Raw genomic sequence first — 17,323 nt, forward strand, 5'->3', positions numbered from 1 at the left:
AAAGTAACAATAAACTTATATCGATATGAAGAAATTAGGAACAATGGTGGTATTTGCAATGTTAGCCAGTATCTGCCATGCACAAGAAGTGAATGTGTTTGTTTCAGGCGAAGAGGGCTATAAAAGCTATCGCATACCTGCCATTGTAAAGGATAAAAATGGGCAGTTAATTGCTTTTGCCGAAGGTCGGGTGGATCATGCCGGCGATTTTGGTAATGTGGATATTGTTTATAAAACCAGTAAGGATAATGGAAAGACCTGGGGGCCATTGCAAGTCGCTGTGGACAACGATAATTTACAGGTCGGAAATCCGGCACCTGTAGTTGATCTATTGGATCCAGCATATCCTCAAGGACGTCTCTTACTTTTTTACAATACGGGGAATAATCATGAGGGAGAAGTGCGCAAAGGGAATGGCCTGCGGGAATGTTGGTCAATTAGTTCATCCGATGGCGGTAAAACATGGTCCAAGCCACAGAATATTACGCTTGAGACACATCGCCCCAATCAACCGTCAGTGAATGCGCAATATACCTTTAAGGACGATTGGCGAACCTATGCGAATACACCTGGGCATGCTTTACAATTTGATTCTGGTAAGTATAAAGGACGCATTTATATTCCTGCTAACCATTCTGAAGGAAATCCAAAAGAAAATGGCAAGGACTATTTTGCGCATTCGTATTATTCGGACGATCATGGAAAGACCTTCAAGATAGGGGCGAGCGTGAAATTTGAAGGATCAAATGAAACCATGGCCGCGCAAATATCGCATACAGGACTGTATATGAATTCCCGTAATCAACAAGGTAACGTAAAATCGAGGATTGTGTCCTATTCCAGTGATGGTGGTGTCAGTTGGGATACAACCTATTATGATAAAAATCTGGCCGATCCAGTCAACCAGGGCTCGGTACTTTCCTGGCAAAAGAAAGGGAAATATGTATTGGCTGTTTGTAATGCTGCATCAACCCACAGAAGGGACAATCTAACCGTTCGTTTAAGTAAAGATCAGGGCAAAACATGGTATTTCAATCAGGTCGTTGCCAAAGCTCCCGAAGGTGTGAAAGGGGATTATGCTGCTTATTCCGATTTAGTACTTTTAAATAAAAATAAACTCGGTGTTCTATTTGAAAAAGAGAATTACAGCAAAATTGTCTTTGTGCCAGTAAATTTTAAATAATCAGGCACATCGTGTTATGGAAATAATACACATTTTCTTTCATTTCTTCCTTTTGGTTAAAACAGGAAGGAATGAAAGAAAAAAATGAATCTTCGTTTCTAATGCAGCTTGCTCCACAGGCTGTCAAATAACGCTATAAACTTAATTAAAACCAATAATCCAAAACTAAATGAGAAAAACCAAATTTTGGCTGGTGTTGAGCCTAATCGCAACTAGCCTGTCTATTTTTGCCTGCAAAAAAGACTCGACAACAACAAAAACTTCGATTCCGGAAGTAAGTAAGGCGAAGGCCTCGACTAAGCTATTCAATGCTACTGCCGTAGCGACAACAGATTACGAACTGATCTGGTCGGATGAGTTTAATAGTAACGGGGGATTTAATTCCACAAAATGGTCTTATGCAGACAGGGGCACTGTCGCATGGAATAAGTATATGACCTCCCTGCCGGCTTATGCATCCCAAGACGGGAGCAATCTTGTATTGCGTATGGATAATGCTGTTGTAGCCGGAGATCCTGTTGCCTATCATGCGGGTGGAGTTAAGTCGATGGGAAAATTTAGTATGACTTATGGTAAAGTTGAAGTGAGGGCTAAATTTACACAAGGAAAAGGCTCCTGGCCTGCGATTTGGATGATGCCCGAACCGGCTACGGCGTATGGAGGCTGGCCAGCCTGTGGTGAAATTGATATTATGGAGCATGTCAACAACGAAAGTGTGATGTATCATACGATCCATAATAGCTCGGTTACCAATGCAAATGGTGGAAGCACCGCTTCAAAAGCGGCCACTTATAATACGACAGATTACAACTTATATACGATGATCTGGAGTCCAAACGACATTCGATTTTACGTCAACAATGTATTGCAATATACCTACGCAAGGGTTCCTGGTGGCGGAACGCAACAATGGCCATTTGACGTACCTTTTTATCTGATTTTAAATCAGGCCGGTGGAGCTGGATGGCCAGGAGCGATCACAAATGCTGACCTGCCCTTTAGTATGCAGGTTGATTATGTACGTGTGTATAAGCTACCTTTATTTAGCAATGGCGATTTCGAAAGTGGTACCATCTATCCATGGACAACATGGGGTGGCGGATCATCGGTCGTTTCCACCGACGCCCGGACAGGAAGCAGATGCATCCGCGAAACGGGCGGGGAGACATCCATTGAACAATACCTGACCGGTTTAACGCCAAATACGACCTATCGGTTCGGAGGCTACGCCAAAGTGTCTACAGCTGGCCAGTCTGTTAGTATCGGCGTCAAAAACTTTGGTGGAACTGCAGTCAATGCGACTATTGGTACGACCAGCTATTCCAATAATTCGGTTACTTTTACAACTGGCGCCAATAATACTACGGCTACGGTCTACTTCTATAAACCCTTGAGCGGTACTGTGTATGGTGATGATTTCTATTTAGAAAAACTGTAAAACACCTTAGTTGAAAGAGCAGCGGTTTAGTTCAACCACTGCTCTTTTAGCGATACTGCGTGATGATGAGGACATCGGTCCGCATGGAGGATGTCGATATTACTTCATAACTGCCTAATGAAAAATGTCAGATAATGCCGAATAAGGGCCATGAATCGTTGCGGTAGTTAACGGCAGTATCTCCTTATTTCCTTAAAACGAGTGTATTTCCATTTTGATAGAGTGTCATTTTGTTTTCGTTACGTTCAAAAACGATCTTTACACCAAATTGCGGTTGGACCAGCGTGTTTCTATCCTTCGCTTTTAGCTGAAATGAAGATTGACCAACGACCTGTCCAAATACTTTGTTGCCCTCTCTCGTAATATTTATCTGAATAGGAGGTTGCTCGCTTTTATATTCGCCAATGAGACTTGAAATTTCTTCCTCCGTCAATTGTAATTCCGCAAGATCAGGAAGTGGAAAGGGCCTTTTATAAAGTTCGCCCAGACTGAACTTTAAAATTTCATTATTAGTATAATTGTTGGCATTACTAATGATAGCGACATTATAATTGCCATCATCAAAATGGCCAGCGACAGAAGAGTAACCGTCTATACCGCCTGTGTGGCCAAAGCCTACATGTTCATAGAAGGGCAATTGGAATAAGCCGATCCCATAGCCCTGATCTATTTTTTTCATCTCTTCCAGGCTTGCAGCATTGATGATTTTATGGCTAAATAATGCATTGAAAAATCTGGCCAGGTCTGCCGGAGTTGACCACACTGCGCCAGCACCAAGCGGAACTGAGTTGTCCGTGTGTGGTTCAAGGGTCCATTCTTGTGTATACCGATAAGATTCGCTCAGATCACTGCCGTTATTTTGTGGACGGCCGAATGTGGTTTGTTCCAACTTTAGTGGCTGGCAGATATACTCTTTCAATAAAGAAGCATAGTCTTTTTTCCATACTTTTTCCAGAATATAAGTAAGTAGAATGTAGTTTGAATTACTATATACATGCTTGCTGCCGGGGTCAAATTCAACTCCGCCTTTGATGATGCGTGCGACAAGTTCCTGTTCTGTTTGCGGTTTAGTGTTCCATGTCAAATAATCTTTGTCGTCCGTGATGCTGTGAACTCCGCTGCTGTGATTTAACAATTGACGAACAGTAATCTTTTCGGCGTTGGGAATACCCTTAACGTATACGGACAATGTTTGGTTTAATTGGAGTTTTCCAAGTTCAGCTGTTTTTAGAACAAGTGTTGCGGTGAATGTTTTGGAGATCGAGCCTATGCCATAACGGGTATCTATGGTCGCTTTCTTTTTCTGCGCCAGATCGGCATATCCAATTGTCTTTTGATAAAGCAATTGATCACCTTTGCTGATCGCAATACTGCCCATCCAGACGTTATTTTTGTCCATGACGGACATGAGACTATCCATACGAACAGGAGTGAATTCCTGGGCTTTGAGGACGGGGTTTGATAGGGTTCCTACGAGGAACAATAATACGGTGGTTCTTTTCATAATTAATGGTGAATAGACTTCTGAGTTTCAATAGTAACGCTGACGAATAGTAAAGGCCACTTTTCCATCCACGACCGCAAGTTATGCTGCATAGTGTTCGTCTTTGTCGGACCGTTGAGTGAAAATTTGGGCCTCAAACTATTTGTGATGGTCATCGCAATTGCTTGATTACAAATAGTTAAGATAAATATTAATCTTGATACATGCAAATACCAACGTATACCTAATCCCACTATTCAATCAGTATTTATACAGTTTTTAATCATTACTTATTCAGTCTACACTGAGCAATCACTGAACGATCACTGAACAAGCACTGAACAAGCACTGTGAAAAAGACGAATTTGATCGCTCTTTGACACCCATTTGTTCCGACAGAAATTAATGGAAAAAAATGGCGGGAGTGACGCGGTATGACCCTTAAAAAAGAAAAGCGGTGCGTGGGGTTAAGATGGTAAGCATTGATTTAAAAAAAAACACTTGAAGTGGGGAACTTCAAGTGTTTAACCTAACCAATTATTAACCTAAATTTATGAAAAGTATACTTTCTCAAGTATAGTAGACTATATTCAATATCTGTGCCATTCTACTTGTTAGTTTTATACTATTTTTCTTTGTGTTATTTTTGTTACGTAATATCACTTGATTTGGTTGACGTTATATCTTATTTGGTAATATTTTTATGTTTTTAAAGATGTTAAGTAGTTTGAAAAAGGATTGAGTTAATTTTTGGTAAAATTTTGCCTATTTTATTGGGCAAACTTTCCGCATGTGTATATAAAAGAAAACAGCCCCTGTCCGAAAATAGGGTAATTGTTATTACACAACGTAACACTTGAAGAGTTCTTTCCACTCATCATCAAGATTGCCTCTGTATACATTTTGTTTGGCGCGGCGATACCAATATTCTGCATTCCATTGATCACCTTCTTTGCGGTGTAAATAAGCATGAACATGTGCTGCGTCGGTTCCCCCCAATTGATCGATGAGGTCGTGCGCGGTTTTCCAATTTCCTTTCAGATCATACCAAAGTGACTTTTGTACCGCTGTCCAATGCTGAAGTGGACTTTCAAGTGATTGAAATTCTTCTATTGTCATATTTTTTTATTCAGTTATTTCTTTGCTCCAAATTTCATAAATATCGTCTCCTTTCGAGCTTTTTCCTCTATGCTGCCATCTGCCATCTACAATTTCACCGTCAAAGGCCAGTTCTTGCCCAACTCGATTATTGTCTCTCGAAAAGAATTGTATTTTTTCAGTATACCGATTGTTATCGTATTGATAATTGCCCCCGCCAGTACCATAGAAACCTTTTTGTGCAGGATTAATCGCTATCCATTGAAAATAGCCATCAACCAATATTTTGATTGTTTTGCGGTCTGCTTTCGGAATATCCTGCATTTTTTCTCCTTGTTGGCGACCAGTGATGCGCCAAAGTGCGTCCAGGTCCTGCGGGACTTTTTTCTGTTTAATATAGAGATGATAGCTATTGGCTATTTTTAGGCGAAGGGAGTCTGCTTCACTCCGATACGGCAATTGGGTTGTTTTGCCGATGGCAGATGAATCCTGTGAATTATACTCGATGGCGATATTGATCAGATTAGGCTGTTTATCAAGTGGCCCACCCCAAGTATGTTGAAAACGTTTTCTGACATCATCGTAACTTATAAACGAGATATAATGATCTTTAACGAGCATTAAGTGTTTATTGATGCCATCCTGGTATAGATAGGCTCCGTCGTGAAGTTGCTGTGCCTGGATTTTAGAAAAATAAATTCCAAAAAATAGGAAGAATAGTAAGGTACAATTTTTCATAACGGGTCTAAACTTGTTTCCTCTAAAGATACAAAATAAAACAGCGATACGAATGACGGACATTGGATTTAATCGAATCAAAAAAAAGCTGACCAGTCGCCGCAGCGCCGCCAAAAAATGTTAAGCACTTTTATGAGGGGCAGTCCGGCGAACGGTCAGCTTTTCGATAGGATGTTACAACTATCTATTTGAACTTACTCGCCAATGCAGCGAGCTTGCTGGCCATATCCGTTTGTGGCTCGGCCTGCTTTTTAGGTTCATTTTTTTTGTTTTTGGGTAGCGCAGGTTTTTCATCTGTTTTCATTGACAATGCGATACGACTACGCTTTTCGTCTACTTCTGTTACTGTTACCATGACGTGTTGCTGTACTTTGACGACTTCATGGGGGTCCGATATATAGCGATTCGATAATTGGCTTAGATGTACCAAGCCATCTTGATGTACGCCAATATCAACAAAGGCTCCGAAATTTGTAATATTCGTCACGATTCCTGGCAGCTTCATACCCACTTTTAAATCCCCAATGGTATTGACGCCATCTGTGAATGAGAATGCTTCGAACTTTTCCCTTGGATCTAATCCGGGTTTCGCTAATTCATTGAGAATATCATTCAATGTCGGTAATCCAACTTCCTCTGAGATATAGTTTTTCAAAGGGATCGATTTTCGCAAGTCAGCGTCAGTCAATAGATCTTCTACTTTTTTGCCAAGGTCTTTGGCCATTTGTTCGACCAATGCATAACGCTCGGGGTGTACCGCCGACGAATCCAGTGGGTTTGCGGCATGGCGGATGCGAAGAAATCCCGCAGCTTGTTCAAAGGCTTTATCGCCAAGGCGAGGAACTTTTTTCAGTTCGCGCCTGGAGGCAAAAGGACCGTTCTCATTCCGGTATTTGATGATCTGTTGTGCCAGGGATGGACCAAGACCGGAAACGTAGGATAAAATTTGTTTGGAGGCCGTATTCAATTCGACACCGACAGCATTTACGCAACTGATGACGGTATCATCCAATGAAGTCTGGAGTTTATTTTGATCTACATCATGCTGATATTGTCCGACACCGATCGATTTTGGATCGATCTTAACCAGTTCAGCCAATGGGTCCATCAACCGTCTACCAATAGATACTGCGCCGCGTACCGTAACATCTTGATCTGGAAATTCTTCACGGGCAGTTTCGGAAGCCGAATAAATAGAGGCTCCACTTTCATTGACCATTACGATGGTAACGTTATTTAATCCGAGTCTCCGTACAAATTCTTCCGTTTCACGACCGGCGGTTCCATTGCCGATTGCGATGGCTTGGATATCATATTTTGATACTAGATACTGAATTGTTTTTTTTGCTTCTGCAAGTCCATTGGCTCCTGTATGCGGAAAGATGGCCGTATTTTCTTTAAGCTGTCCCTGTTCGTCCAGAACAACCGTTTTACAGCCTGTACGAAATCCTGGGTCGATCGCGAGCAGCCTTTTCTGCCCTAGTGGAGCGGCTAGAAGTAGTTGACGTACATTGTCGGCAAAAACTTTGATGGCTTCTTCATCGGCTTTTTGACGTGTCAATACACGAATTTCCGTCTCCATAGAAGGTTTTAACAGCCGTTTGTAGCTATCGACCAAGGCGAGTTTTACCTGAGCTGCGGCATCGTTGGAACCCTTAATATAGATGGATTCGATACCTGGTAGAATTTCTTCTTCATTGATATCGATATCTAAATAGAGTAATTCCTCTTTTTCTCCGCGGCGCATGGCCAGCACACGATGTGAAGGTGCATTTTTCAACGGTTCAGACCATTCGTAATAATCTTTATACTTTAGTGCAGCTTCTTCCTTTCCAGGAACTACCCGTGAAACAAATGTGCTTTTTTCGAGGAATATCGCTCTCGCTTTGGCTCTCACTGTCGCATCTTCCGCAATGATCTCTGCGATGATATCGCGGGCACCTGCTAGTGCCTCCTCTGTATTCTTAACGCCTTTTTCTTCATCTATTAAACTGTCGGCAAGGGGGAGGAAATCTCCTATTTCTTGTGCTAAAATGAGATCCGCTAAAGGTTGCAGACCTTTTTCACGTGCCACACTGGCGCGAGTTTTACGCTTGGGTTTGTAAGGCAAATAGATATCTTCGAGACTGGCCATGGTTTCGGCACCCAAAAGCTGCTGCTCAAGCTCCGGTGTCAATTTTCCCTGATCGTTGATCGATTTAAGAACAGCTTCTTTACGTTTATCTAAATCACGCAGCTGCTGGAAACGATCTCTGATCGTGGTGATTTGAACTTCGTCCAAACTACCCGTCATTTCTTTACGGTAGCGTGAGATAAACGGAACGGTAGCACCTTCGTCTAATAGTGCTATAGTCGTGCGAACTTGTTTTTCGCTAATAGAAAGCTCATTAGCAATGGTAATTTCGTGTGTTGATAAGCTCATTGTCGGTTTAATCTTAAAAAGTAGAGCTGTTGAATGGTGATTCAACAGCTCTAAGTATATCTAATTATAAACTAAAGTAGTAAAATTAAGCAGGTTTACTGGTATTGTCCTGCTCAGGAACTTTTTTATCTTCTACCTCGTTGTTTTTCGTTTCAGCAAAATGATCGTTATACCCGTACGTGATGTGAGATGGCTCTTCGCCATAATCGGGTTGTTTATGTGGGTTATGTTCGACGACACCGGCAGGTGTTGTGAATTCATATTTTTTCTTTGGTTGATCTGTTTCTGAACCTTCTACGGCTTCCTGTGGCTTAGATCCTTCTTCGTGTGCTGCTTGAGCTTGCTCTTCAGCCAAACGAACATCATTAGGAACAGTTTCTTCTTTTACTTCTGTTTTAACGTCTATGTCTTTCTCGAAATTATTGATTTGATCTGAAATTTCACGTTTGATACCTTCTGATGCATCTTTGAACTCACGTATTCCTCTTCCTAAACCTCTCGCCAATTCAGGAAGTTTTTTACCTCCAAAAAGTAACAAGATTGCAAACACAATTAAGATCATCTCTTGTGTTCCGATGTTTAGAAATGCTATTACTGGATTGTACATACTCTTTTTCCTCTTCTTTTGATTACTAACTAGATGCTAAGGTACATTTATATTTCTATAGTTCTTAGACCCAAAAGTAAATTTAAGATAATTTTAAGGTATTTGAAACATAAAAATTACTTAACAAAGTGCGGTTATTTGATGGGTGTAAATTGTTATATTTTTGCTAAATATTTTTTAATATGACGATAGGGCGGAAATATCTTCGTATTTTTGTGGCTATTTTTTTGGGAAATCGATTATGTTGGGAAAATTTAAAACATTTAAACCGTATTACAAAAGTACGATGGTATTGGCGGGGCCAGTGGTGATCTCACAATTGGGACATACGCTGGTGCATACCGCAGATAGTGTGATTGTTGGACATTTTGCAGGAACCATTCCATTGGCGGCAGTTTCGTTGGTACATGCTGTTTTTATGGTTGTTATGGTCATTGGTTTGGGGATAGCGTATGGCATCACGCCGCTGATTGCGCAGGAGAATGGTCGTGATAATAAAAAAGAATGTGCCATTTTGTTGTCTAATAGCTTTTGGTTAAATATTATTGCGGGACTCTTGTTATTCGCATTGGTCTATTTTGGTTCAATGTTGGCGATCGATCACCTCAACCAAGATCCGGCTGTGGTGAAGGAGGCAAAGCCTTATTTGCTTATTCTGAGTTTATCGATGCTTCCATTAATGGTATTTAGCACCTTTAAGCAATTTGCTGAAGGCCTGGGGTTTACTAAGCAAGCGATGAATGTAACTATTTGGGGGAATGTACTGAACATTATTTTGGCGATCATCTTTGTCAAAGGGATGTTTGGCATCAGCCCAATGGGGGTCAAGGGAGTCGGATACAGTACATTGATCGATCGTGTGTTAATGATGTCTGTGATGATGACCTATGTCTTGCGATCGCAGAAATTTAAAGGATATATTCAATACTTTAAAGTGACATTGGTCGATCGGGAGCGATTGTTGAAGATCGTACGGATCGGGGCACCCGTGGCTATGCAATATGTCTTTGAAATTGGGGCTTTTGCAGGGGCATCCTTATTAGCGGGTACCATAAGTGCGACAGCGCAAGCTTCTCATCAAGTAGCCATACAGCTGGCCGCGATGACGTATATGATGGCGAGTGGTATTGCTGCTGCTGCAACAATCAAGGTGGGGAATAGTTATGGTAATCGAAATCTTTTTCGTCTCGAACGATTTGCCATCACGTCGTATCAATTGGTGTTGATTTTTATGGTGATTACAGCGTCTTTGTTCGCGCTATTGAATGATTATTTGCCTTATATCTTTACCTCAGATCATGCTGTGGTGATTATTGCTTCTCAGCTGTTGATTATTGCGGGCCTTTTCCAATTGTTTGATGGTACGCAAGTTGTCGGTCTGGGAGTGTTACGTGGGATGGGGGATGTGAATATACCAACCCTAATCACATTTATCGCTTATTGGATTATTGGGCTACCAAGCGGCTACCTCATGGGCGTCGTGTTTAACTGGGGTATCAAGGGGATTTGGTACGGGTTAACGCTGGGCCTGCTAAGCTCTTCGCTTTTACTGTACCTGCGGTTTCAATTGGTGATTAAGAAGAAAAAAATACAGTTCGAACAAAGTATGTTTAAGTAACAAAAAGTATATACTAAATAACAAAAAACGGCTCTGTTAAGAGCCGTTTTTTTATTCTGATTGCTAGATTACTCTATTGCTATCCCAGTTTTCCAGGTAGTCGGCCACACGTTTTAAGAAAGTACCTCCGAGGGCACCATCGATCGCACGGTGATCGTAAGAGAGTGACAGATACATCATATGTCTAATACCAATCATATCGCCATACTCTGTTTCTATGACCGCTGGTTTTTTCGTAATGGTACCGACAGCCAAGATTGCAGCTTGCGGTTGGTTAATGATAGGCGTTCCCATAATATTACCGAAAGCGCCGATATTGGTGAATGTAAATGTACCATCTTGGGTATCGTCAGGCTTCAATTTATTCGCCCGTGACCGTTGTGCGAGGTCGTTGACACTTTTACTCAACCCTACTAAGCTTAATTGATCAGCATTTTTGATGACCGGAACGATGAGATTGCCATTAGGCAATGCTGCAGCCATACCAATATTGATGTTTTTCTTCTTGATGATATTGTAACCGTCGATCGATATATTGACCAATGGAAAATCTTTGAGAGCCTTGCTAATAGCCTCGATAAACAAAGGGGTAAACGTGATGTTTTCTCCTTCGCGTTTTTTATAGGCATCTTTAACTTTATTGCGCCACAAAACTAAATTGGTGACATCTGCCTCAACAAAAGAACATACATGGGGAGAGGTCTGTACGCTTTTGACCATATGGTCTGCTATTAATCTCCGCATACGGTCCATTTCAATGATTTCATCACTGCCATTGGCAACGGTGTGAACATGCGACGGAGCGGCGGAGGTTATTTTTGGAGAATCCGTACCCATGCCCGTGCTAGTATTCGTGTGCTCTGCCGGAATGGCTTTTGTCGATTTTGAGGAGGAATCCCGATGCGATACATACGTTAAAATATCTTCCTTAGTCACTCTTCCCTCTGCTCCGGTACCCTGGATACGGTCAAGTTCATCCTGGGACAATCCTTCGTGGCGTGCTATATTTTTCACTAAAGGTGAATAAAAGCGAAGGGCATTTTCGTATGAAGAAGATGGAATTTCAGCTGTTACATTGGGCAGCTGGTCTACACCTGGGATGTTCAATGCTATGATCTCTTCGGGAGTTGCCGCTGAAGGAGCGATATTTTCTTGTGCTTGAATCGCAGGTTCTTCATTTTCGCCTTCAATTTCTATAATTGCAACGACTTCACCAACTTGGACAGTCTGGTCTACGGTATAGCACTGCTCTTTTAAAACACCTTTTACAGGGGAAGGTACCTCTGAATCAACTTTGTCAGTTGCAATTTCCAATAAAGTGTCATCTTCCTCAATCAGGTCACCAGGTTGTTTTAACCATTTTGTGATTGTTGCCTCGGATACACTTTCTCCCATTTTTGGGAGCAAGAGTTTATATAAAGCCATATTTTTTAGCAATCTCGTTATAGAAAAACGAAGTTAAATAAATTGTGGTTTACTTTCAACAATTTAAAATATTATTCCTTAAATAACGTGTTTTTTGAAATATTATTTTACTTTATTGTGTATCCTGTTCTTTTTCTTTTACAAGCAACTTCCATAGAAGTAATAAAGCATTCATACGGGTACGTTCGATGTTGATCAGTCTGTCGTTATCAAATTGAAACTTCTTGGTTAAAATTTCCTTTTTCCCGGCAACAGCCACCCAAATAGTGCCAACTGGTTTCTCAGCTGTTCCACCACCTGGCCCCGCTATTCCAGTTGTCGCAATAGCATAGTCGGAAGAAAATGCCTTTTTTGAACCGGAAGCCATTTCGATAGCAGTCTGCTCACTTACTGCTCCATATTGGATTAGTGTTTCTTCCTCGACGTTCAACAATTGTTGTTTTAACGCGTTGGAGTAGGGGATGGTACCACCAAGGAATATCGTGCTGCTTCCCGCTACCGCGGTTATTGAAGCGGCGAGGCTACCCCCGGTACAACTTTCTGCAGTAGTCAATGTAGCACCTCGGCGGCCAAGCTCTTTAATCAGATAGGGCTCGATGCTTGTGTCATAGTCCGCGATGACATAGTGTTGTAAACGATGGAGTAGCTTTGTTTTAAAAAGGGCAACCTGGAGCATAATGTCAGATTTATTCCTGCTTTTTCCAGAGAGTCTCAATCGGATAAAGGCCAAGGTTGGTAGATAGGCCAATTTTATGCTGGAAGGAAGTTCTGCTTCGATATCCTTTATTTCTTCTGCCAAATATGATTCTCCGATTCCGCCAACCAAAATGGTCTCGTGACAGATAAATAAGTCAGGATCCTGTTTGGCTAATAGGGGCAGCACATGTTTTTCCATCAGAAATTTCATCTCAAAGGGCACGCCAGGCATAAAAATAAACCTCTTTTGGTCCTGATGGACCAGCATGCCGGGCGCGGTGCCATAGTCGTTAAATAGGACCTCACAATTTGCTAAAACATCGGCCTGCTGTAGATTGATGTCGAGCATTGTTAGATTGCGCGATTCAAATATGTTGGTCACATGCCGAAGTACATGCTCATCGCGGATCAAGGTGGTTCCAAAATATGCTGCGGCCGTTTTTTTTGTCACATCATCTTTCGTCGGGCCCAGGCCTCCAGTGATTAAAATAAGATCTGCCCGCGTTGAAGCCTCTTTCAATGTCGTTGAAATAGCCTCTTCTGTATCAGGGATCGATGTCATTTGAACGATATCGACTTCGAATTGGAGCAGTTGTTTGGCAATCCAGCCTGAATTGGTATCAATAATCTGACCGATGAGAATCTCATCGCCTATGGTAATAATCTCTGCTTTCATCTTTAAAATAATTATGCGACACATCCCTACGGTGAAAAATACATATGTGGGTATGTATCGTGTTTGATTTTCTCAATCTTCTGGTGTTAAAATGTCCATGCGCTAGCGCCTAAAAAATGAAAATTCAATCCCAGAAGATTCAGTATATAAACTTACATAAAATTGCGGCTCAACGAAATGTTTAAGATGTATTTGATGGAAGAAGTTTTTTGAAAAGAAACTGAAAATTCTTTTTGGCCAATATGAATATAACATTTCAAAAAAAAAGCAGTTATTTTAAAAATAACTGCCTCCTGAACTGGCTCTTTTTGTGAGCTTAAGATCTTGTAAGATCGATGCCTTGGCACGAATGGTGACGTTGTAGCTTCGGAACCGCCCAAAAGGCATCCAGCCAAATGACATATCCCAACAATGCAGATCGCGATAGATATTGAAAGAGGTCATGACCACTTCCTTCTGTTTGAAATCGTACCCCGATTGAAAGGTGACTTTCCATTTTGGCGTAACACTGAAGTCGCCATGTAAATTCAATGTGCTTGTGATCTGGCTCTGCATTCTTCGTGTACTGGAGTTGAACGATTTTGCCATATTGAAACTGAACGATGCCGCAAGGTTCCATGGGATGTTAAAGTCCACAAATGCGTTTGGATCTGAGCTGATTCGAGCTAAGGCTTGTGCCTGTTCGGGAGTCATACCCGCTCCTGTCATTTCTTTTCTTAAAGAATCAATATTGTTATTACGTGATTTCGCAGCCTTAGGATTCAGACTATAGTCAAAGGAAAGACCAAAGTTTGTCAGGCGCGCAAGGCTACCGTCTTTAATGGCGTAGCGATTGACACGGACACCATTTTCGTTGACCGAATAAGGATCAAATGTACCGTTGAAGTTTACATTCATCTTTTGGTCGAAAAAAGCTGTACGGCCAGAGAAAGTAATTGGGGACAACTTTAGCGAGTCGGCAACAAAGTTGTAATTTCCACTGAACGTCAGACCTTGAAGAATAGGGATTTTCTTCATACCGCCATCCGTGGTGTCAGATTTACTTTTGACCTTTGCTTCGATATTATTGTCAATGGAAAAACCTATCCCCGCAGATTTTCCTGCGGAAGGGGAACCGTAGACACCCTGGCTAAAGATTGAGTATACATTTCTGTTTCCATATTGATCGTTATAATGCTGATAGAAACCATATTTTGGATCCGAAAAATCGGGTCTATAGTTCAGGTTGATTGACGGTGTAACAACGTGTCTGATCTGCTTAAGGTTACCTATTTTAGGGAAATAATTACCATAAACCTTGGTCGAAAGTCCGGTCGATACCGAGTAATCGTATGCACGATTGAATCCCTGAACGGTATCGATACGTTGTTTATAACCTGCAGCGGTATTGTCGATGCTTTGTCGCGTACTTTGTAAATACCAACGTTCGGTATAGTTTACACTGGTATTGAACTGGAAATATTTAAAAGCATTGAGTGATAGACTGATTGGAATATTGTGTTGGAAACCATTTTGGAATTTTTTGAAACCTCCTGGTTTAAACAACAATGTATCAATGGTACTGACCGAGTTTTGCGCTTGGAAACTATAACCGACATTGATGCGTTGATACCATTTTTGTTCACCGACACGGTCTTTGCTGTCAAATGGATTGAAAGAGGATACGTTTAAGCTGATATTTGGTAAACTCATCTGTATACTGCGCGTAGCCATATCCTGATTATGCGTTAAGCTGGCCGTGAGGTTTACCTTACCATCGGCAAATACTTTTCCATAACTGATGGACGATCCCATACGGTTACGGGCAAGATTTTCATAGGTATTTTGTGTACTTCCGGTTCCGGTATTTTGAAAGAAAGAACTTGTACCAAAGTTAACACTTGCAGAGAAAGATGTTCCTGGATTGGCTTCCTGCCGTTGGGTATGGTTCCATGTGACGTTAAAATCCTTATTGGAGCCGTAATTGGATGTTCCTTCAATACCTGTTTTGGTATTGGCGTAACGGATATTAAAACCACCGTTAAATTTGTAGTTGACGGTATAGCGCGTATTGATGGAAGCTTCCCACGAACCTTTAGAATACAAGGAACCTCTAATCTCACTGTCCCAGTAATCGTTGAAGGCCAAATACCAACCGATATCCCGCATGGAGAATCCTCTGGTATAATCTTCTCCAAAAGAAGGGAAGAGAAACCCGGATGCTCTTTTATCTGGTTTTGGGAAAAATGCAAATGGAAATGCCACGGGCATCGGTACACCCATCACGACAAGGTAGGCCGGACCAGAAATAATCTGGTTCTTAGTGACAATTCCTTTGGTGATATGAATTCCAAAATGGGTATGCGGATAGGGTAGATTACAGGTACTATATAATCCCTTGTAAATAGACATTTCGTCGTAGATATTCTTTCGAACAACATTGGCCTGGATAAATCCACCATCAACTTCGGTCATAATACCGTAGGTATTTCCCTCTTGCTTTTCGTAATCGTAGTAGAGTGAATCTACTGTTTTCGGTGATTCACCATTACCCATGATGACAATAGGACGCCCTACATATTTACCACTTTTGTCGTAGATCCCAGAAGCAAAAATCTTTTTCTTGTTTCGATCAAGACGGATATAATCGGCAGAAAGTTCAAAATCTTGGTACTTTACCTTTGCTCCGCGATAAAGGTGACTGATATTCTTGGCAACTTCAGATTTCTGCGAGTCAACCGCAATAATACTCACTTCGGCCTGCAAGCCACTTCCTTTTTTCTTGGTGGTATCGCTAACAGATTTGGTCGTATCTGCAGTTTTGGATTTACTCGTATCTTGCGATTTACTGGTCGCCGAAATAGGATCTTTACCTTGAAGTCCGTTCTGTTTTAATGGAATATTACTTTGAGCAAAGCTAGCATTGCTCATTGCAAGAATGATAAATAGTGTTAAAATGTTGATTAACGACTTCAAAATTAAAGACAAATGTTATTTTTGTGAAATAATGTTAAACTTCGAGAGACAAAATTAGTCAAAAAAGCAATAGAAAATATGTTAAATATCGTTATCTATTAAAGAAATAATATTGACGCATTTTGATTCGTTTATAGTAGAGCAAATAATTATTCAATGAAATCAGATTTAAGAATTAGAAAATGGTGTAGCGTTGTGTTTGCTACTTTGGGATTTTTTTTATTGAATTCTTTCAAATTAAACAATGGGCAAGCAGTGCCTCCAGACTACCAAATAAAAACGATTGTAATTGATGCGGGCCATGGCGGTAAAGATACCGGAGCACAAGGGCGGCGATCGTTGGAGAAAAATGTAGCCCTTGAAGTTGCGTTAAAATTGGGCAGGCAGATTCAGAAAGATATTCCGGGTATCAAGATCATCTACACGAGAACGACGGATGAATTTGTTGAGCTTTACAAACGTATTCGCTTGGCGAATGCCAATAAAGCAGATTTATTTATTTCAATACACTGTAATTCCAGTGGTGCTAGCGCACATGGTACCGAAACATTGGTCTCGGGTTCACATCGTTTGGGACAGCAAGATGCTGCAGTTCGTGAAAATGCGTCCTTGTTACTGGAATCAAACTATAAAGAAAATTATCAGGGATTTGATCCAAAAGACCCTGAAAGTGCTATCATCTTCTCCTTGATGAAAAACCGATTCCGTGAAAAAAGTATTCGTCTGGCGCAGATGATTGAAGGTGAGTATGTGAAGGCAGGGCGATATAGTAGAGGATTCTGGGAGAAAGGCTTAGCTGTATTGGCTGAAGCAGGTATGCCCGCTGTGCTTACAGAAATTGGCTTTATTAGTAATAGAGAAGAAGAGAGCTACCTATTGTCTGATGAAGGGCAACAGGAAATTGTCAATAATTTAGTTTCGGCTCTGAAAATTTATAAAAATTCTGTAGAACGCTAAACAGATTTGCTTTTATGCTGTTTTAAA

At 41.2% G+C, this 17,323-nt stretch carries 12 protein-coding genes; 4 read left to right on the forward strand and 8 right to left on the reverse strand.

Features of this window, described 5'->3' with window-relative positions; all coding sequences use genetic code 11:
- Nucleotides 1-25: 25 nt before the first annotated feature.
- Both BGP15_RS05405 and BGP15_RS05410 read left to right on the forward strand, forming a co-directional pair.
- Nucleotides 26-1,183: a sialidase family protein gene (locus tag BGP15_RS05405; RefSeq protein ID WP_286768912.1), complete on the forward strand. Its 1,158-nt coding sequence runs from the start codon at nt 26-28 to the stop codon at nt 1,181-1,183.
- A gap of 169 nt (nt 1,184-1,352) precedes the next feature.
- Nucleotides 1,353-2,621 (forward strand): family 16 glycosylhydrolase, encoded by a 1,269-nt coding sequence (locus tag BGP15_RS05410; RefSeq protein WP_286768913.1) that lies wholly within the window; start codon nt 1,353-1,355, stop codon nt 2,619-2,621.
- Nucleotides 2,622-2,805: 184 nt separating this feature from the next.
- Here BGP15_RS05410 and BGP15_RS05415 read toward each other — a convergent pair whose 3' ends face one another.
- From BGP15_RS05415 to BGP15_RS05435, 5 genes are all read right to left on the reverse strand, one after another.
- Nucleotides 2,806-4,125 carry a serine hydrolase domain-containing protein gene (locus tag BGP15_RS05415; protein ID WP_286768914.1) on the reverse strand — a complete coding sequence of 440 codons (1,320 nt, stop codon included), beginning with the start codon at nt 4,123-4,125 and terminating at the stop codon, nt 2,806-2,808.
- 819 nt (nt 4,126-4,944) lie between these two features.
- Nucleotides 4,945-5,223 (reverse strand): hypothetical protein, encoded by a 279-nt coding sequence (locus tag BGP15_RS05420; RefSeq protein ID WP_070564877.1) that lies wholly within the window; start codon nt 5,221-5,223, stop codon nt 4,945-4,947.
- Between the two features lie 6 nt (nt 5,224-5,229).
- Complete coding sequence (locus tag BGP15_RS05425; protein WP_070564880.1) at nt 5,230-5,940, reverse strand: hypothetical protein; 711 nt, start codon at nt 5,938-5,940, stop codon at nt 5,230-5,232.
- A 184-nt stretch (nt 5,941-6,124) separates the two neighbouring features.
- Nucleotides 6,125-8,362, reverse strand: a complete 2,238-nt coding sequence (locus BGP15_RS05430) for a Tex family protein (RefSeq protein WP_286768915.1) — start codon at nt 8,360-8,362, stop codon at nt 6,125-6,127.
- A gap of 85 nt (nt 8,363-8,447) precedes the next feature.
- Complete coding sequence (locus tag BGP15_RS05435) at nt 8,448-8,969, reverse strand: Sec-independent protein translocase subunit TatA/TatB (RefSeq protein WP_286768916.1); 522 nt, start codon at nt 8,967-8,969, stop codon at nt 8,448-8,450.
- 241 nt (nt 8,970-9,210) lie between these two features.
- On the opposite strand from BGP15_RS05435, the gene BGP15_RS05440 reads away from it, so the two are divergent.
- Nucleotides 9,211-10,587: an MATE family efflux transporter gene (locus BGP15_RS05440; RefSeq protein ID WP_070564888.1), complete on the forward strand. Its 1,377-nt coding sequence runs from the start codon at nt 9,211-9,213 to the stop codon at nt 10,585-10,587.
- A 63-nt stretch (nt 10,588-10,650) separates the two neighbouring features.
- On the opposite strand, the gene BGP15_RS05445 is transcribed toward BGP15_RS05440, so the two are convergent.
- The 3 genes from BGP15_RS05445 to BGP15_RS05455 all read right to left on the reverse strand — a co-directional run bounded on the left by BGP15_RS05445 (nt 10,651) and on the right by BGP15_RS05455 (nt 16,294).
- On the reverse strand, nt 10,651-12,012 hold the full coding sequence (locus BGP15_RS05445) for a dihydrolipoamide acetyltransferase family protein (protein ID WP_286768917.1): 1,362 nt from the start codon (nt 12,010-12,012) through the stop codon (nt 10,651-10,653).
- Between the two features lie 112 nt (nt 12,013-12,124).
- A complete protein-coding gene (locus BGP15_RS05450) occupies nt 12,125-13,384 on the reverse strand; it encodes a competence/damage-inducible protein A (RefSeq protein ID WP_286752433.1) in 1,260 nt (419 codons plus the stop codon).
- A gap of 276 nt (nt 13,385-13,660) precedes the next feature.
- Complete coding sequence (locus tag BGP15_RS05455; protein WP_286768918.1) at nt 13,661-16,294, reverse strand: putative LPS assembly protein LptD; 2,634 nt, start codon at nt 16,292-16,294, stop codon at nt 13,661-13,663.
- 201 nt (nt 16,295-16,495) lie between these two features.
- Between BGP15_RS05455 and BGP15_RS05460 the strand changes: the two genes are divergently transcribed.
- Nucleotides 16,496-17,296 (forward strand): N-acetylmuramoyl-L-alanine amidase family protein, encoded by an 801-nt coding sequence (locus BGP15_RS05460; RefSeq protein WP_286768919.1) that lies wholly within the window; start codon nt 16,496-16,498, stop codon nt 17,294-17,296.
- Nucleotides 17,297-17,323: the final 27 nt, after the last annotated feature.

The organism is Sphingobacterium sp. 40-24, from assembly GCF_001899705.1.
GTDB lineage: Bacteria > Bacteroidota > Bacteroidia > Sphingobacteriales > Sphingobacteriaceae > Sphingobacterium > Sphingobacterium multivorum.